The sequence below is a fragment of the Bradyrhizobium lablabi genome (genome assembly GCF_900141755.1).
Lineage (GTDB): Bacteria > Pseudomonadota > Alphaproteobacteria > Rhizobiales > Xanthobacteraceae > Bradyrhizobium > Bradyrhizobium lablabi_A.
The window spans coordinates 7,223,047-7,241,330 of sequence record NZ_LT670844.1 but is presented as its reverse complement, the minus strand read 5'-3'; the positions used below and the strand labels follow the sequence as shown (position 1 = coordinate 7,241,330).

The following is an 18,284-nucleotide window of genomic DNA, read 5'->3' as shown; positions in this document are numbered from 1 at the left end:
GCACTATGCTGCGGCGCTGCGCGGCGGCGGCGCCATGAATTCCGGTCCGACTGGATCGGTGATCGTGTCGCGCAGGATCCGATCGATCTCGGCCTTGGCAGAGGCATCGAGCGTCCAGCCAGTCACCTCGTCGACCGGCTGCAACTGACCGGGATGACGCGCCCCCCACAGTGCCGTGGTGATGCCCTGGTCGAGCATCCAACGCACCGCCAGGTGAATAACGCGCTTGCCGAAGCGTCGCTGAGCGAGCCTGTCGAGTTTTTGTACGGCGGCGATATATTGCGCGAACCGCGGCTCGCGGAATTTCGGGTCGGTTCGCCGCAGATCGTCGCCATCGAAAGCGGTATCCGCCCGCATCCGTCCGGATAGCAGGCCCCGGCACAGGGCACCATATCCCAGCGTCGCGATTTTGTTTTTCCGGCAATAAGGCAGAAGGTCGGTCTCGATTTCGCGTTCGAACAGATTGTACGGCGGTTGCAGCACATGCAGCGGCGCAACACGGCGAAATCGCTCCATCTGGAGCACCGAAAAATTGCTCACTCCGATGGCGCGGATTTTTCCCTGCACCAATAACGTCAGCATCGCTTCCGCGGTTTCCTCGATCGTGACCAGCGGATCGGGCCAATGAACCTGATAGATGTCGATGTAATCGGTTCGAAGCCTGCGCAGGGAATCCTCGACCTCGCGCAGGATGCGGGCGCGGCTGGCATTACGGGATACTTGTCCACCATCCCATTGCAGTCCGGCCTTGGTGGCAATGAGGACATCCGAACGCCGCAGACCCGCCGCGATAGCCTTGCCGACAATCTCCTCGGAGCGGCCAAATCCATAGACCGGGGCGGTGTCGACGATATTGATGCCATGCTCGAATGCGGCCTGGATGGTCGCGATAGATTCGGCTTCGTCGGTTCCGCCCCACATCCACCCGCCGATCGCCCAGGTACCGATCGCGACCGGCGACACTTTTAGTGACGTGCCATGAATCTCGGTGAGTTCCATGCTCATTTTGAGAGCTTCTGCTTGATCGGCCATGGTCCTGATTCTCCTCTAAGTGTGCGGTGTGGGAGCGCGATTGGCGGCTAAGTCCAGTCTCAATTGTCATTCGCGGAGGGCACGGCGTAGATTCCCGCTTCCTCCGCGGCGATAAGCCCGAGCGCAGTCCAGTCGAGTTCGCCGTAGCCGCGCGCGATCCCCGTGATCAGCCGGTCGCGGACCACGCCCACCGATGGCATCGGGACACCCGCCCTCTCCGCTTCCGCAAGCGCCAGGCGCACATCCTTCAGAACGAGAGGCAGGACAAAGCCGGCCGCGTAAATCTGTCTGGCGATCTTGTCGCCGTAAATCTTGTGCGCGCGTCCGCCAAACATCGTGCTCGTCATGATGTCGATGAAGGGTTGCGGATCCATCCCGCGCTTCCGGACCACGGCAACGACCTCCCCGAGCATCTCGAGTGCCGTCGCGCTCATCATATTGCCAAGCAGCTTGACCAGGTTTGCATGTTGCGGGTCGGTGCCAATGACAAACGTTCTTTGTCCGAGACTGTCGAAGATCGGCTGGCAGCGCGCGACATCGGCCTCTGCGCCCGCGACGACGATGAACAGCTGACGCGCCTTGGCGGCATCCGGATTCCCGAACACCGGCGCCGCCACATAACCTTGACCATGCCGTGCGTGCTCACTTGCCAAGAGCGATGCAGCCTTCGTGCTGATCGTACTCATCGACAGATGGATCGCGCCGGGCATCAGACCCGCGGCCAGACCGTCGAGAGGATCGTCCCTGCGGCCAAACACGACGTCGCGCACGGCATCGTCGTCAGGCAACATGGTGATGACGACGTCGCAGTCGATCAAGTCACCGATATCGGTCGTGGGCCTGAGGCCAAGCGGCTCGAGCTCGCCGATCTGCTCCGGACGACGGACATAGGCGATCACCCGGCGTCCGGCGGCGACCAGGTTTGCCGCCATCGCCGTCCCCATGTGGCCAAGGCCGATGAAGCCGATATCGCCCATCAGCGGTGGGCGGCTGGATTGAGAGCCGCCGCGAGACCCGCTCGACGGATTTTCGGCTCGCCTCCCGAAGTCGAGATGAGAACCGGGCTCGTGCTTGGACATGGGAGGCTCCTGACCGAACGCAGCCGCATCGATGGATGCGCAGCTTGCGACGGCTGCTCCCAGCAATTTAGTGACGAGCGGTTTCAGCACTTGTCCCGGCTTGCTGCGGCTTGAATGATCCTGCCTCACGTGCCCTAAAACCGAATTTAGTTATCTGACGGGCAATTTAATGGTGCCCGACAGCCATCCGCTTACCCTCATCCTCGATCGCTGCTCTTACGCACAGCAGGGAGCCGGCGTGCGCATCAGGACCACACAAATGAGTGACACGGGCATCAACCTGGTAGGTTTCCCCTCCTCGCCTCCGGCATCCGCTGCGGCAAGGCCGCTTCGCGGCGGCTTGCCGGCGTGGCAGCAGAAGCGCGTGGCGGAATTCATCGACAGCCATCTCGCCGAGGAGATTTCGCTGGCGGCTCTCGCGGAGCTCGTCGGTCTCAGCGTCTACCATTTTGCGCGCGCCTTCCGGCGATCGTTCGGCACACCTCCGCATCGCTACCATATGGCGCGTCGAATCGATCGAGCCAGGACGTTGTTGCAGAGGCCGGCGCTCTCCGTGACGCAGATCGGCATCCAGCTCGGCTTTCGCGAGACGAGTTCGTTCACGAGGGGATTCCGAAAATTCACCGGAATGACGCCGACCGAGTATCGGCGTCGCCAACAGAGTTAGCCTCACGAGCCAAGCCCACAGGAGGAAGCAATGAAGGAACGCAACAACACACAAAATCTTCAGCGCAACGGGGCGAAGCGCTGCGCCATCTGTGACGGAAAGTTCGGTCTCATCCGGCACTATTCCTGGCGAACCGCCCTCTGTTCGAAGAAGTGCGTCGATCGCTTCAAGTCCCGCGAGGAGGCGGATCGCAGATGGTTGATCCGGTTTCACGTCGCCCGAAATACAGTTGCAGCCGGGCTTACGGGATTTCGGAGCGAAGAGGCTGCGCAATGAACCCTCAATACAAACTCTTTCACCCATCAACCACGATTATCCGCTTCGCATCGGGAGACGCCACGTGAGATTCATCCTGGTAAATGGCAGGACGCCCTTTCGACTATCCTTATGTGCGCTGTGCCGCAAGCCGATCGGCGCAAGCTACCTGCGCGAGATCGAGACGCGGCTCCCCTACTGTGATGATCAATGCTACGTTGAGCATTGCCAAGGCGCGGTGCTGGCCATCGAAAATCAAGCGAGAGCGTCGTGAATGGCCCTGGGCATGTCGGGTGACGCGGCGACCTGCGACAGTTGCGAGCGCAGCGCAAAAAAATATGTTGCCCCGAATCCACGGTAGGAACCCGGCGGTCTTGCGCTGCGGTCTGGCATCTTGGCCACTTGCATCACGGAGCGACGCGTCGGATAGTCAGGTAGGGCGCGGTCGCAGAAAGGTCCCCCAACGGCTGGAGCAAGGGACGGTAGGAGGGCGCGATGGCTCGCACTGCTTGGCTTACAGTCTTAGCCGGCCTCGGACTCCTGCTTGCGACGGCTTCGGAAGCATCGGCCGCCGACGACATCATCGCGACAAAGGCTGCGCCCGCCGCAAGCGCGCAGGCTCCCTCGCAGCCGGCGACGTGTACCAGCCTTGAGGAGTTTGTCGCCACGGCCTGCCCACTGACCTGGAACGGCATCACGGTCTACGGTACGATCGACGGGGGTGTGACGTGGCGGAGCCACGGAGCGCCCTTCAATGGCACATCCGCCGTCGGGGTAGATTATCTCATCCAGAAGTACAGCAGGGGCCCGCGGTGGGATCTCGCGCCGAACGGTTTGACCAACTCAAATATCGGGATCAAGGGCAACGAGCCGCTCGCTCCGGGATGGGCTTTTATCTTCGATCTGCAGGCCGGGTTCGATCCTTATTCCCTGCACCTCTCCAACGGACCGCACTCTGACTTTCAGAACATCGGCGTGCCGCTTACCAGCCAGGACTCGTACGCCGACTCCAGCCGGGCCGGGCAATTTTACAATGCCGTGGGCTATTTGGGCGTCAGTTCACCCTATGGCACCTTGACCGTTTTCCGGCAAAACAACCTGACTTTGGACGCCATTTTTGCCTACGATCCAATGAGCCTTTCGTACGCCTTCTCGCCGATCGGCTGGCAGGGAATCACCTGCGGCGTGGGCGATACCCAGGATTGCCGATTTAGCACATCGGTGAAGTACCATGTCAACATTGGCCAGTTCAGGGTCGCGGCACTCTGGCAATTCGGCGGCTATGAGCTCAACAACGCCGCGACCGGCTCCTACCAACTCCAGATCGGCGGGGACATTACCAATTTGGCCGGCGGCACGCTTTCGCTCGACGCGATTGGCAGCTACGTCCAGAACGCCGTGTCGATAACGCTTGGCGGCAACACGCTGCCGGCGGTGCTGCCGCAGTTTCTCACCGCGACGCTCTCCGACAATTCGAGCGTGATGCTGGTTGGAAAATACAGCAACGGGCCACTCAAGCTGTTTGCCGGGTACGAATTCATTCGATATGCGCCCCCCAGCAATCGGTTTGCCCCCGGTACTGGTTTTAGTGATATCGCGGGAGACTTCGTCTGCGCCGCCTGCACTGCGATCAACGGCACGAACATCAGCAACACGGCTTTCGACGCCGGCGACAAGTTATTCCATGTATTCTGGACCGGAGTGAAATACGCCGTCACTGACAATCTGGATGTGATCGGCGCTTACTACCATTATACGCAGCCCACCTTTGGCGCATTCGTCAACTGCACCAACCCCTCGGCGTTCTCAAACTGCCATGGGACGTTCGACGCCGTTTCCTTCGTCGTCGATTGGCAGTTTGCGAAGAAGTTTGATGCCTATGCCGGGATCATGTTCTCGCAGGTCAATGGTGGCCTGGCGAATGGCTTCCTCAATCGGAGCAGTATCGATCCGACGGTTGGGCTTCGCTTTCGCTTCTGATTGCGCGCCGCCGCGATTTGACGCGGCGGCCGCTCAGCTCCAGATGTCTTGAACGAGATGGCGAGAACTAGGCTCATCAATCGTTGTATTTCGGTCCGCCATGATAACGGTAGGCATTGGCCTCGGCCGCCTGCGTCGTCGCCATCGGATCGCTGTGATAATAGCGGCTATCGGTATACGGGTTGCCCGGTCCGAAGTTCTGGCAATTTGCGTTCGGATAGAATTGCGCGCAATAGCCGGGGTCTTCGACAACGGGTTGCGCCATAACGGGCACTGCGAAAGCTGCCGCCGCAACCGCGATAGCGCCGATCAATGCGAATTTCATGTTGGTCTCCTGGCTGGACGATATGAGCACCACATGGGAAGGCGGCTGCAGGTATGCCATTAAATTCGGCTTTAGAAGCACTTCGCTTTAGTCGCGGGGACGAGGGACCGCTGCCAGCCCAGCCTGCGCGATTTGCACGTCGTGCTCCGGCGTATCGAAGCTCGCGCCGATGGCACCGATCACCTCGCCGTCGACAACGATCGGAAGCCCGCCTTGCATCTCGGTAAACCCCTGCGCCGTGACGGCCGCGACGCGACCGTGGTTGATCGCGTCCTCCAGCGCCTGGCTGGGTTTCTTGAACAGCGCGGCCGTTCGAGCCTTGCCGGGGGCAAGTTCCACGCTGGCGAGATAGGCGGCATGGTCCATGCGCTCGATCAGGATCGGCCACCCACCGTCGTCGACAACCGCTATAACTCCCGCCAGGTGATCGCGCGCCGCCTCCTGCTCAGCTGTCGCGACGATCTTTCGCGGAATCTCCAGGGTCAGAACTTTCTTTTCTGCAAATGGCGCGGCCGCGGCCGGCGGGAGCAACGCAACTGCTCCGAGCACGACGACGCTCGCGATGGCGATGCGCATTGTGGTTTCCCTTCACAACGGTTTACGGGCTCAGTCCGTCAGTCCATCGAGCCTCATTTCGAGGCGATGTGTACGCCCGCTGCGGCGGCAAGCTTTTCGGCGCGCTGCAAGTGATCCACGATCTTCGGCAGGGTTTTGCGCGCAAACTCCTTGAGGTCGGGATCGCTGCCGTTCTGGATCTCCTGTTCGAACAACGCCGCGTTTCCTTTTTGATACTCGACCTGACCGCTCAAATAGTCGCGGTCAAACGCGGCGCGACGATCCGCCTCGAGCGTGGCAATCATGGCGTTGTAGGCGCCGTGCAAAAGCGTGTTCGACGGAGTGACGGCTTTCTGCTTGAGGATCACGTTCAGCGCATCGACGACCGGAATATGGCTGGTTACCATCAGATGGGCGTAACCGCGGATCGCTTCGCTCGTGCCCTTGGTTTCCGCAAGCCGGCCGGAATCGATCTGGAACGGCGCGCCCAGGTTCGCTTGACCGACAAAATTAAAATCCACGGCGTTGAGTGTCGCCGGTAGCTCCGGCGGTGTGCTCGTCTGCGCCGTAGCGACTACGGCGCCGGCCGAGCAAACCAGAACGCAGGCTAGGCCGAGGCTGACGATACGACCTGGTGCAGATGCAAGTTTCATTTTGTTAGCTCCGTTTGCTCGTGGCCCGTGGACGGAGCCAGGCTGCCCGTGACGACAATCAAGCCAATGCTTCGAAGGCGAGCTGGAATAGCGCAAGACCAGCCAAACTCGATTATTATAAAAAAGGATTTATTGGTCTTGAGAGGTCCCGCGGCGTATCTTTCTGAAGATGATCGTCGGGAGATGAAGGCCCATGAGCATCATCAGCGAAAGAAGGGAGGTATTGAGAACGCTCGCCTTGAGCATGGCGACGAGCGCGATCGGCTTCGCGTCGGCGGGAGCCAGGCCCGCGGCGGCCGCTGTCGAACCCGCGTTGACGCCACCAGGTGCTACGCATCTTGAGGCGCTGAAGAAGCGTCTCGCGCAGGCACCCCGCCGCCGCGATTTCAAGACCGTGCCGATGATCCTGAACCACCGGGAGCAATGGGATGACGAAGCCTTGACGGAAGTGCTCTCCTACAAACCCGTGCCCAAGCAGGTCTGGGACAATACCGCGATCGCAAGTCCCTGGCTGAACTTCATGCGCACCGCGCTCAATACGCAGATCTGGTCGTTCAAACATCCGGATTTCCTCACAGTGTCGGTGACCCACGGTACGGCGCTTCTCGCGCTCTACGACCAGGCCACGTGGGACAAGTATCGGCTCACCGAGCTGGCGGGCGACGAGTTCAAGACCAATACGCCGATCATCGAGAAGAAAGCAGCGTCCGCCGATCCCGCGGACTATGAGGATCCGGCGGGAGCCTTCTCCGGTGAAGATAATTCGATACCGGCGCTGATGCGGCGCGGCGTGGTTTTCATGGCCTGCCACAATGCAATCTGGGAACAGGCAGCAGCCCTCATCAAGACCGGCGTCAATCCTGACAAGCTCTCGCATGGCGCGCTCGCGGCCGAATTGACCAACCATCTGGTGGATGGCGCGGTCCTGATCCCCGGAGCTGTCGGCACGCTACCCGAATTGCAGCAGGCCGGCTTTCACTACGCAACGTAATGCCCACCAGCGCAAACCTGAAGCCGTCACGACGGGAAATCACCATGTCCACGCTTATGCTCGACGGCACGGCCTCAGCCGCCAATCCAGCCGCCCACCGCAGCAAGGCGGACACGCTGCGCATCGCGGCACTGGCGCTGCTTTCTATCCGCTTCATTCAAGGATTCATCTATTGGGGCGGCGGATCGCGCCGCTTCATCTATGCGCCCGCCAAGCTCGATCCGAACGCGGCGAGCTGGATGGCGAACAAATTCCAATCGGCGATGCCGGGGGCGTTACTGGGAACCGACCATATCATCGCCTTTCTCCTGCATCATTTTTATCTTCTCTATGTCTCGCTGATCCTGTTCAGCGCGGCCGAGCTGGTTACCGGACTGTTCTTGATGGCGGGTTTTCTCACGCGAGTCGCGGCGCTGGTCTCGATCGGCCTCTCGGTCGCGCTGATGCTGATGTTCGGATGGCAGGGCGCAACCTGCATCGATGAATGGACCATGGCAGCCTGCAATCTGGCGATCGGTGCCACCCTGATGCTTGGCGGCAGCGGCGCATTCTCGCTGGACAATGTGCTGCTGGCGCGCAAGCCGGTGCTCGCCGGACGGGGGTGGTTTCGCTGGATGTCCGGCGCCTTGCCGCTTCCGGTGCGGAGCGCCACCTTTCAAAAGCTCGCGCTGGTGGTGTTTGCGGCGACTGTCGTCTTCAATGTCGCAACCTATAATTACTATCGCGGCTCGGTCCTCACGCCGTTTCATGGCGGCCCGGTTAGCCCCGGCAAGCATCATCTCAGCCTGACGGATGGCGTTCTGCTTCCGAACGGCGCGGTGCGGTTTCATGCCTATCTCGATGGCGGCACGCCGGCAGCCCCTTCCAACGTGATGACCGCGGTGCTCAGATCCCATGACGGCATCGTGCTCGAGCAATGGGACGGCAGCGCGCTGAGTCACCTGCCGGCTTCCGCGATCAACAACGAGTTCGCCTACAACCGCTTTGTACCGGGTCCGTTCGGGCTGCGGGCGCAAGTGGGGGCGATGGCGACGATAACATTGCCCGCCCCAAGCGGCGTCAACACCGACAGCCTCCATAACGTCGCCACATTGCAGCTACGCACCGTCAACGGCAATACGTTCGACGTCGCGGTCAGAACGGGGTAGGGTCGAAGAGCGGGGGCATTTGATGCTGCGAAAACCCGACAGCGGCCCACAGACGGTGCTGACGGTGGAACGCATCGTTCCGCTGGATCGCGCGCGCAGCTTTATCACGCTGCTGGTGGTGCTGCACCACTCGGTCATCAATTACACCTATTTCGGCAATGCCGACCGGATGCGCTGGCTGGGGTTCGACCTGATCGTCCTGTTCAACGACAGTTTCTTCATGGCCTGCATGTTTTTCATTTCCGGATTGTTCGTTCATGACAGTCTGGCGCGCAGACGACCCGCGAACTTCCTGGCCAACCGTGCCTGGCGGCTGGGTGTGCCGTTTCTGATCTCGATCTTCGTCGTGATGCCGATCGCCTATTATCCGACCTTTCTGCGCCATAATCCCCAAGCCGCGATTGATTCCAATTTTTTGCATTTCTGGTGGAACACGTTGACCATCGGCCCCTGGCCCTCGGGGTCCGCATGGTTCTTGTGGGTATTGCTGGCGCTTGATGCGATCGCCGCTCTGTTGTGGGCTGCGGCGCCTCGGCTGATCGAGACATTCGGACAGCTCATCGCAACCCTGCACGAGCGGCCGATGACCGCTTTCGCCGCATTCCTGACCCTCACGGTCATTATCTATCTGCCGATGCGCGTGATGTTTGGCGATACATCCTGGCTGGTGCCCGGCCACTATCCGCTCCCGATCCAGACCAGCCGTATCCTGCTCTATGCCGGATATTTCTTGACCGGGGTCGGCGTCGGTGCGGTCAACCTAAAAACGGGAGTGCTCGCCGAGAATGGGGCGCTGGCCAAGCGCTGGGTTGTGTGGCTTGCCTTTGCGTTTGTCTTTTATGGCGTGATCCTGCTTCTGGTCTACGCGCACCACAATTGGCTGGAGGATTTCAATTCGCCGCCATTATGGTGGCATACCGCCTATGGTCTTGCCTTCGCGATGTTCTCAGCAGCGATGACGTTCACGATCCCTGCGGTATTCCTGCGCTTTGCCCGGTCCCCGCTCGGGCTGCTCGACGCGATGCGGCCCTCCGCCTATGGCATCTATCTCGTGCATTTCGTTTTCCTGATCTGGCTGCAATACATCGTCTACGATCCACCCTTCCCGGCCTTCGTGAAATTCGCCATCGTGTTCACCGGAACGCTATCGATGAGCTGGGCGCTAACGCTGTTGTTACGAAGGATTCCCGCCGTAGCGCGAACGATCTAGCGCAGAACACCTTCTGGGTGGCCCCGGCGGTTCACGCTGGTATCGGTGCGCACGGACATCCGATCTCGACCACGCACCCGGACCCCGGAACGATCGTGAACCGGAAGCCGTGCAACTTTACGATTGCGGCTACCAGGTTGAGGCCAAGGCCCAGGCCTGTCGTGTGTTTAATTCGATCCGACCGGTAGAAACGCCTTAATACGGCGTCGCGTTCGTGTTCGCTGATGCCGACACCGGTGTCCTTGACGCGCACGATGTTTTCGCCGTCGCCGCGCACCAGTCCGATTTCCACCCGTCCGCCGGCCGGCGTATATTTTACGGCATTGTCGACGAGGTTGGCGACCGCCTCGATCAGTAGATCCCGGTCAGCATGCACGCTTAGCTCGTGCGGCGCATCGATCATCAGGCTGACACCCTTGTCTTCCGCGATCGGTTCGTACATGTCGGCCACTTCACGGATGAGATCGGGGAGCGCGACTTGGCCAAAGCCGGCCGATCGCTCATTTTTCTCAATTTCCGCCAGCCGCAGAATGGCAGTAATGATGGATAAGGATTGATCGAGTCCCTCTATTGTCTTGTCCGCAACCGCCTGTAGCTGCTCTAGTGTCGTAGCGTTGCTGCGACCGCGCTCCAACGTCAGCCGCGCCCGGGTTAGTGGAGTGCGCAGGTCGTGCGCGATGTTGTTGCCAACGCCTGCAAGGGAGTGGATCAGCGTTTCCATCTCGTCGAGCATGCCATTGACGATCGTGGCAAGCTCGGAGAAGGGATCGGCGGTATTCCGATGCGGCAATCGCTCGCGCAAATTGCCGGCGACGATACGCTGTACCCGCTCGTTGACTTCACCGACACGCTTGCGGGCCCGCGCGCTCAACGACAGGCCCACCGCAAGGCAAAGAAGCACGGCGGGAAACAAACCAAGCGCGAGGACCCCGCCGACGACCTCTGCGATCTCGCTGACTTCAGCGACATTTCGTCCAATCACCAGGATGTCGCCGTTTGCCAGGCTGCGTGAGATCAGGCGGGCCGCCTGCTTCTCCGGACCGCTCTCATCCAACCGGTCGACGACGGTGTTTTGTACGGTATCACCGGTCCTGAGATCGGCTGGCAGGCGTTCCAGATTGCCCGCTACTCTGCGGCCATCCGGTCCGAACAAGCCTGCGAGCCGGACGCGACCGGGATCCTGCTTGATGTCCTCATTGATCGCATCCAGCCTCCGCTCGGACGACAGCTCGGCCAGGACGCCAATCTGCGAGGCGATCATCCGGTCGGATCGCATCGTCAAGTCATGTTTCATTTTCAGGTAGACAAACCCCAGCAACGCAACGGTGAAAACCGCAAACAGGCCCGCCACCAACAACGTCCATCGCAGCGTCGTGGAGCGCGTGAACTCGGGTAGTTGCGTGAGGTCATTCCACCCTGAGATCGCGGAGACGCCGACCTTTTCCGCATGCCCTTGGGAATGCCCGCGAGGCTTGGACCGAAGCGGCAACGACTTCGTCGACATGGTTCAACCCCTGGCGTAACACTGGCCCGGCGCATTGCTGGGTCCGGCGCCCGATGCCAACCTAATCCGATCAAGGCGAGTGACTCGATCCTACGGAGGTTGATTCCAATGTCGTGTTGGTTTGGGCGCCCTATACCTTGGTTTAGCAGCGGGAGAAGCCGTCCATGGAAGGCGATAGCACTCTAAAAGCGATTACAGGAGGCGTGCACGAAGCGACGCCGGTGCGCACCCATCTTAGCTGCCGGTACAGCCGCGACCTCCCTTCAACGCCGCAGTGAGGCACTTGATCAAGCTGGGTCCCGCAAAGGGCTTGGCCAGGAAGCAAATCGCTCCCTCCTTCAGCGCCCGGTCGCGGACGCTTTCCTCGGGAAAGGCCGTGATGAAAATGAACGGCGCGAGGTAACCCTGGCTGCGTAAGTGGGTTAGCAGGTCCACGCCGCTCATGCCCGGCATCTGGACATCCGCAACGACACAGGACGTGTCATCCAGATGGGTCGACCGCAAGAACTCCTCGGCCGACGCAAATGTGTGGACGACATAGCCGTGCGAGTTCAGAAGATTGGTCGTCGCGGCACGGACAGATGCATCATCGTCAATGACGGAGATAACCGAAAACGTTGACAAGACGGTCCTTCCTAACGCCGGAACAGAGCGCTTGCGGTAGCGCATCGGCCCGTTCATAAGATGTCGCTAGGAATCGAGATTGTAAAATATACTTAGGTTTGCAGGTCCGAGGGCTTGGGGCGATGAACCCCGAGCGTCTCGGCCATTCTGACCAAATCGGCCAACGATCTGGCGCCCATTTTCTTCATGATATGGCCCCGATGGATCTTAACGGTAATCTCGGCAAGTCCCAGCTGCGCCGCTACCTGCTTGTTCATGAGGCCGGAAGCGACCAAGGCCAAAACGTCCCGCTCCCGCGGGGTCAGGGTCTCAAACAGCGCCTGCAGGTTCGCGACGATTTTATCGGCTTCGCGCCTCTTCCGGTCCCGTTCAATGGCCGCCACCACGGAATCGAGCATATCCTGATCGCGAAACGGCTTGGTCAGGAAATCGACCGCTCCGCCCTTCATGGCCCTGACGGTCATCGGAATATCGCCATGGCCGGTCATGAAGATGATCGGAATGTGAATGTTCGACTTGGCTAATTCGGATTGGAAGTCCAGCCCGCTCACTCCCGGCAATCTGATGTCGAGCACCAGGCAACTGGCAACATCCGGAAGCTTTCTCTGCAGCAATTCCGGCGCCGAACCGAACGCCTCGACCTGCAATCCCACCGATTGAAAAAGATTGGTGAGCGCCCTGCGCATCGATTCGTCATCGTCGATAACGAACACGATCGGTTCCTTGGCGCCCGTAGGTCCATGCGATGTTTTGGGACGCTCGGTCACGACGCATCCTCGTGATGATGCAAGGGCAGGACGAATTGAAAGGTTGCACCCGGCCCTTCATTGCCGGAAGCCGATAGTCGCCCACCATGGGCTTCCACGATCGAACGGCAGATCGCTAATCCCATGCCCATGCCACTCGATTTGGTGGTAAAGAAGGCGTTAAATAGCCGGTCCGCGTTCCCGGCGGAGATCCCCACGCCGCAATCCGTCACGCTTACGAGCACTTGTTGTGTCTCGTCCTGGTGGGATCGGACGACCAGTTCGCGCGGCCGATCGGTGACCGATTGCATTGCTTCGATGCCATTCATCACCAGGTTGGTAATCAGCTGCTGTAACTGGACCCGATCACCCAGGACCGCGGGTAGCGCGGATGCCAACTCCGTCCGCAGCGACACCCGGTGACCGATCAACTCGCGCTGCACCAGCCCAAGGGTCTCACTAATGACGCCATTGATGTCGAGCGGCGCCTTCTCAAGGTTGCTCTTTCTCGCCAGCGCCCGGACGCGCCGGATCACCTCGCTCGCCCGATTGCCGTCGTCGATAATCCAGTTCACTGAGCGGCGCGCTGCGTCCAGATCGGGAGTTTCGCGGTCGAGCCAGCTCAAACAAGCCTCCGCGTTGGCAACGACGGCGGCGAGCGGCTGGTTCACTTCATGGGCGATAGAGGCGGTAAGCTGCCCCATCGTGGTGACGCGATTGACGTGAGCGAGCTCCATGAGGGCGTCGAGCAGGCGCTGTTCGCTGGCGCGCAGCTTCTCTTCGGCCTGCTTGCGGTCGGTCATGTCGATGACAAAGGCGACCCCTTCGTCCTGTTTCCACTCAAACAGCGCGCCGGCGATCAGCACGGGAACGCGGCTACCGTCCTTGCGGAAATATTCCTTCTCAAACGGCTTGCAGCTTCCGGTCGTACTCATCTGGGCCAACGCATCCTGGTCGGCGGGGACCCACTCGGCGGGTGTCAGTTCCGCCCACCCTATCCCACCCGAGACGAGGTCCTCACGGCTATAGCTCAACATCCCGAGTAGCGCTTCATTTGCTTCCAGGATGCGGCCATCGACCGTCCATATCATGATCCCAATGATATTGGCATCGACCAGGCGGCGAATCCGGGCCTCCCGTTCGCGGAGATCGTCATAAAGACGGGCGTTCTCCAGCGAAATCGCTGCTTGCGACGCCAGCAGTTCCAGCACCAAAATCCGGGTGGGCGTGAATACGTGCGACGCCAGGTTGTTCTCGAGATAGAGCACCCCGATCAGTTTGGACTGCTTCACCAGCGGCAGGCAGAGGATGGACCGGGCGCGCTTTCGGTAAATGTGCTCATCCGCCGAGAACGGATTCTGCGCCAAGGCGTCATCTAAGATCACGCTTTCCCGCGTCCGGATCACGTATTGAAGCATGGATTCGGGGAGGTCGTCCGCTGACGGGGCCGTCTCGCGCAGCATGACCTGAACCTGGCCGCGGCCGGTCGTCGCTTCCGCCGCGATTCGTGGCTCCTCGCCGTCGAACAGAATGAGCAGGCCACGCCCGGCGCCGGCATGTTCGACCGCGATCCGCAGCAGCGTCTTGATGAGCTCACCGAGGACGATTTCGCTGGACACCGCTTGCGCGGCCTTGAGCACCGTCCCGACGTCCAGCCGCTCGACGGGCGCGCCAATGGTAGTGGTGGCTGATACAGGCACTGGTACGTCGCGAAGATGCGGATGAAGCTGTTCGAGTTGTCGCACCTTGCCGTCGGCCCCCCAACGCAGATAGCCATGGCGGGCGTCCTGCAAATACGCACGGGCAATCTTCTCGAAGCCACGCGACGCGTAGAAGCTCGCGGCGAGCTCGTTGGCGAGCGCTTCGTTGTGAACAAAGCCGTTGGCACGGGCCGAGCCGATGGCCTGCTCATAGAGGCGCATCGCATCGACATCGCGGCCGTCGATGCGGGCCATCTCAGCGCCGACCAGCGCGGCGCGGTTCTCGAAATTGTCCGCGCAATTCACCGCCCAGAGCTGGAGCTGCCCGTGATGGGCCGCTATTTGCTCAACATGCTGCCGCCGCTGGTTTGCCGGCGCGGCGTCGCTGGATGCGGCATGCGACAGCGCGCTGTAAAACACATATTCGGCCTTTTCGAAGTAGGATGGCGATGTCCACAATAGCCGTTGCGCCCGCAAGGAGGCCTCGAGGGCCGAAGCATAGTCGCCGGCAAAGAATCGCGCCTGAAGCTTGCGGACCCAGTACCAGCACTCGACAAACGCGAGGTCAGGATTTTCTGAAAAACGGCGCTCGATCCGAGCCTCGTCAAACTGCTCATCATCAAAACAGCCGAATTTAGGCGTCAGGCCGCGCAGTGTCTGGATCAGCCCGAGCTGGCTGGCAATGGTATCAACAACAAAGCCGAATCGCGCCTTCCGCGCGAACGCGAGGCCGCGCTCGGCTTCGCGCTCCACCTCGGCAAGCGGATCGCCCGCGGCGAGAAGGTTGGTGTTCAATTCGTTGCCGCAGTAGGCGGCGTAAGTGAGGTCGCCGGCCTTGTTTGCCGCCTCGAGCGCGCGGCGCACCAGATCACGGCCAAGCCGGACATGTCTCGTCCAGGGCAGAACGACATTGCCAAAATCCATATAGATCCTGGCTTGGAAACGCGTCAGCCCGCATCTTTCAACCAGGTCGTAGCCGAGTTGACCGAAGCGGTATGCCGCCTGATAGTCGCCAAAACGCGGGCCCGCGATGATGCCAAGGTACACGTAGTTGACGCACGAAGCGTCGCAGTTGCCGTGCTCGAGGCTGAGATTGATCGCGCGACAGGTGACCACGGCAAGAAGGTTCGCATCCGTATAGAATGCGGGTGGCCCGATCTTGGTCAGAACGTCCAGCGTCGCCAGCGATGCCGGATCGCTCATCAAAGGCAGATCGATCAGGGCTTCGATCGTACGGCTGCCTAGTTGCGACCAGATCCGCTCGTATTCGCGGCGCGCTTCCTCTTCTGTCGGATGCGGCGACCAATCGATGCCCAGATGCCGGAGGTAGTCGAGACCGACGGCAATGGCGCGGCTGCTCTGATCGAGGGTCGTGTACAGATCCACGCGCAAGCATGCGACCCTGGCTCGTTCCACCGTATTCGCGGCACGGCCTGACAGCGCCGCCAGGCGCTGCTCCGCTTCCGCCAGCGCGCCGGTGAGGAACTCGCATTCGGCCCGGTGTAGCTCCAGCGCAAAGCTGAGCTGGTGCCGATGCTCCCACGAATCTTCCGCCAACAGGGCCGCACCTGCGGTGAGATAGGTGAGCGCCGAGGCGTAGGCGGTAGTGGCCTTGGCGCGCTGACCCGCGAGCAGGTTGAATTCGGCGAGTTGCTCACACTCGTCCCGCGAGGTGATCAAGACGGCGCCGCGGTTGAGCTGATTTACGATCTCGAAGATGACCTCCTCGCGCTTGTCCGGCGGGGTATTTCCCGCGAGCAGCCTTCCGATGCGCAAGTGCGCCTCGGCGCGCAACCGTTCCGGCATGAGCGAATATGCGGCTTCCTGGACTCGGTCATGGATGAACTTGTACGAGCCATCCAAATATTCGACCAGTTCCAGACGAACGGCGTCCCAGAGATCCGAACGCACCTCGTCGCTCGATTTCCCAAGGACGATCGAAAGCATTGTGACATCTGGGTGGTTACCGAGGCAGGCGAGCTGCTGCAGCGCAGCTTGGGTCTCGACCGGCAGGCGGGTCAACTTCCCGACCATAAGGTCAACCACATTGTCCGTGAAACCCTTGGCGTAAAGGCGATTGAGCTCCCAGCGCCAGCACGCCGCGTCATGGTCGAAGCGGAGCAGCTCTTCTTCAGCCAGCGTAGAAATGAACTGAATGACGAAAAACGGATTGCCGTCCGTCTTCTCATGCACCAGTCGCGCCAGCGGAGCGGCATTGTCCGACGTGCAGCCAAGTGTATCCGCAATGAGCCGCTCCAGGTCCTCTCGGGCGAGTGGCGCAAGACCAATCTCCTGCACCAACGCCCCCGCTCTACGGGTAGCATCGAGCGTTCGCAGAAGCGGATGAGAGGGACCGATCTCGTTGTCGCGGTAGGCGCCGACCAACAGCAGGTGCCGCACCTCCGGGTGGGTGACCAGATGCTCGAGAAGGTCGAGCGTGGCTGCGTCCAGCCATTGCAAATCATCGAGAAACAGCGCGAGCGGATGCTCCTTGCGCGCGAACACCCCGAGGAAACGCCGGAACACCATCTGGAAGCGGTTCTGCGCGTCTTGCGGCGGCAGGTCCGCGACCGGTGGTTGTTTCCCGATCACGAGCTCCAGCTCGGGAACGAGGTTGACGATGAGCTGACCGTTTGGGCCCAGCGCCTCGCTCAAGGCATCCCGCCACCGTGCAAGCTCCCGCTCGCTTTGGGTAAGGAGCGAGCGAACAAGGCTCTGGAAGGCTTGGCCCAGGGTGGAGTACGGGATGTCGCGCTTGTATTGGTCGAACTTGCCTGAGGCAAACAGGCCACGCGAAGGGACGAGCGCCTTGTGCAGCTCGTTCACCACCGAGGACTTGCCTATGCCGGAATACCCGGACACAAGCACGAGTTCAGTCGTGCCTTGCGCCACAATTCGGTCGAAAGCCGCGACCAGCGCATCTATCTCACGCTCCCGGCCGTAAAGCTTCTCCGGGATGAGCAGCCGATCTGAACTATCCTGCGCGCCCAGCGGAAAAAGCTCGATGCCGCCGGCCGCCTCCCATTTCGCCAGGCAGCGCCGGAGATCGGCCTCAACCCCAGCGGCTGTCTGGTAGCGTTCCTCGGCGGTCTTGGCGAGGAGCCTCATCACGATAGCCGAGAGCGGCTCCGGGACGCCGGCAAACTGCTCGTTGGGCGGTACCGGTTGCCGCGCGATGTGGCAATGTACCCACTCCATCGGATCGGCGGCGACGAAAGGAAGCTGTCCCGTCAACATTTCATAAAAAGTGACACCCAGCGCATAGAGATCGCTGCGGGAGTCCACCGAGCGGTTCATCCTGCCGGTTTGCTCCGGCGCCATGTAAGCGAGTGTCCCCGCGATCACCTCCGGCGGCTCAGGGGCTTGATGCTCGCGCGGCAAACGCGAGGCGATGCCGAATCCTGTCAGGTGCACGCCGCCGCTCGCCGCGTCCAAGAGGATATTTTCCGGCTTGATGTCCTTGTGGATGAGGCCTTGCTCATGCACCCGGCGAAGCGCTCCCACGAGCGGGATAGCGATGCGCAGGAATCGCGATACGTCCAGTGGCCGGCCGAGCAGTCGAGCGAGCGGCGCCCCGCCGGGATCTTCAAGCACCAGCCCCAGGCGGTCGTTGTAGCGGGTCAGCGCGACCGGTCGCGCCGCCCAGTCAGCGTTGAGTTCGGCTTTCAGCTCATATTCGTGTTCAAGCCGCTCGACGCAACCGAACGACGTTTCTTCCGCCGCGACAAGCAGGATCGACGACATGCCATTGCCGGAGCCCCGATAGAGAGCAAGATCTCCCTCCCGCAGCGGCGAGAATACGTAGCTCGAGAGCT

Annotated in this window: 16 protein-coding genes; 7 read left to right on the top strand and 9 right to left on the bottom strand. The window is 60.9% G+C overall.

Annotation, left to right across the window (positions count from 1 at the left end; translation table 11 throughout):
• Positions 1–3: 3 nt before the first annotated feature.
• Together B5526_RS33740 and B5526_RS33735 are read right to left on the bottom strand one after the other, a co-directional pair.
• A complete protein-coding gene (locus tag B5526_RS33740; RefSeq protein ID WP_283807584.1) occupies positions 4–1,032 on the bottom strand; it encodes an aldo/keto reductase in 1,029 nt (342 codons plus the stop codon).
• 59 nt (positions 1,033–1,091) lie between these two features.
• Positions 1,092–2,111 (bottom strand): NAD(P)-dependent oxidoreductase, encoded by a 1,020-nt coding sequence (locus B5526_RS33735; protein WP_197688391.1) that lies wholly within the window; start codon positions 2,109–2,111, stop codon positions 1,092–1,094.
• A gap of 259 nt (positions 2,112–2,370) precedes the next feature.
• Between B5526_RS33735 and B5526_RS33730 the strand changes: the two genes are divergently transcribed.
• The 4 genes from B5526_RS33730 (at position 2,371) to B5526_RS33715 (ending at position 5,013) form a co-directional block, all read left to right on the top strand.
• Entirely contained in the window at positions 2,371–2,778 is a 408-nt protein-coding gene (locus B5526_RS33730; protein ID WP_172842166.1) for a helix-turn-helix domain-containing protein, read from the top strand.
• A 30-nt stretch (positions 2,779–2,808) separates the two neighbouring features.
• Positions 2,809–3,054: a hypothetical protein gene (locus B5526_RS33725; protein WP_079543987.1), complete on the top strand. Its 246-nt coding sequence runs from the start codon at positions 2,809–2,811 to the stop codon at positions 3,052–3,054.
• 64 nt (positions 3,055–3,118) lie between these two features.
• On the top strand, positions 3,119–3,307 hold the full coding sequence (locus tag B5526_RS33720; RefSeq protein ID WP_079543986.1) for a hypothetical protein: 189 nt from the start codon (positions 3,119–3,121) through the stop codon (positions 3,305–3,307).
• A gap of 221 nt (positions 3,308–3,528) precedes the next feature.
• Positions 3,529–5,013 carry a porin gene (locus B5526_RS33715; protein WP_079543985.1) on the top strand — a complete coding sequence of 495 codons (1,485 nt, stop codon included), beginning with the start codon at positions 3,529–3,531 and terminating at the stop codon, positions 5,011–5,013.
• Between the two features lie 76 nt (positions 5,014–5,089).
• Here B5526_RS33715 and B5526_RS33710 read toward each other — a convergent pair whose 3' ends face one another.
• The 3 genes from B5526_RS33710 to B5526_RS33700 form a co-directional block, all read right to left on the bottom strand.
• The gene (locus tag B5526_RS33710) at positions 5,090–5,338 is read right to left on the bottom strand and encodes a hypothetical protein (protein WP_154071588.1); all 249 of its coding nucleotides are present in this window, start codon (positions 5,336–5,338) and stop codon (positions 5,090–5,092) included.
• A gap of 87 nt (positions 5,339–5,425) precedes the next feature.
• Positions 5,426–5,914, bottom strand: a complete 489-nt coding sequence (locus B5526_RS33705) for a GlcG/HbpS family heme-binding protein (RefSeq protein WP_079543983.1) — start codon at positions 5,912–5,914, stop codon at positions 5,426–5,428.
• Positions 5,915–5,967: 53 nt separating this feature from the next.
• Positions 5,968–6,642 carry a DUF4142 domain-containing protein gene (locus B5526_RS33700; protein WP_154071587.1) on the bottom strand — a complete coding sequence of 225 codons (675 nt, stop codon included), beginning with the start codon at positions 6,640–6,642 and terminating at the stop codon, positions 5,968–5,970.
• Positions 6,643–6,739: 97 nt separating this feature from the next.
• On the opposite strand from B5526_RS33700, the gene B5526_RS33695 reads away from it, so the two are divergent.
• The 3 genes from B5526_RS33695 to B5526_RS33685 are packed head-to-tail and all read left to right on the top strand — an operon-like array spanning position 6,740 to position 9,895.
• Positions 6,740–7,537, top strand: coding sequence for a transcriptional initiation protein Tat (locus B5526_RS33695; protein WP_079543981.1), 798 nt, complete (start codon positions 6,740–6,742; stop codon positions 7,535–7,537).
• A 44-nt stretch (positions 7,538–7,581) separates the two neighbouring features.
• The gene (locus tag B5526_RS33690; protein WP_079545814.1) at positions 7,582–8,685 is read left to right on the top strand and encodes a TQO small subunit DoxD; all 1,104 of its coding nucleotides are present in this window, start codon (positions 7,582–7,584) and stop codon (positions 8,683–8,685) included.
• 22 nt (positions 8,686–8,707) lie between these two features.
• Positions 8,708–9,895, top strand: a complete 1,188-nt coding sequence (locus tag B5526_RS33685) for an acyltransferase family protein (RefSeq protein ID WP_079543980.1) — start codon at positions 8,708–8,710, stop codon at positions 9,893–9,895.
• A gap of 31 nt (positions 9,896–9,926) precedes the next feature.
• Here B5526_RS33685 and B5526_RS33680 read toward each other — a convergent pair whose 3' ends face one another.
• From B5526_RS33680 to B5526_RS33665, 4 genes are all read right to left on the bottom strand, one after another.
• Positions 9,927–11,399: a sensor histidine kinase gene (locus tag B5526_RS33680; protein ID WP_079543979.1), complete on the bottom strand. Its 1,473-nt coding sequence runs from the start codon at positions 11,397–11,399 to the stop codon at positions 9,927–9,929.
• A 234-nt stretch (positions 11,400–11,633) separates the two neighbouring features.
• Complete coding sequence (locus B5526_RS33675) at positions 11,634–12,023, bottom strand: response regulator transcription factor (RefSeq protein ID WP_079545812.1); 390 nt, start codon at positions 12,021–12,023, stop codon at positions 11,634–11,636.
• A gap of 92 nt (positions 12,024–12,115) precedes the next feature.
• Positions 12,116–12,790 carry a response regulator transcription factor gene (locus B5526_RS33670; protein WP_079543978.1) on the bottom strand — a complete coding sequence of 225 codons (675 nt, stop codon included), beginning with the start codon at positions 12,788–12,790 and terminating at the stop codon, positions 12,116–12,118.
• Positions 12,787–18,213 (bottom strand): trifunctional serine/threonine-protein kinase/ATP-binding protein/sensor histidine kinase, encoded by a 5,427-nt coding sequence (locus B5526_RS33665; protein ID WP_079545809.1) that lies wholly within the window; start codon positions 18,211–18,213, stop codon positions 12,787–12,789. Before B5526_RS33665 ends, B5526_RS33670 begins: the two co-directional genes overlap by 4 nt.
• Positions 18,214–18,284 lie beyond the last annotated feature (71 nt).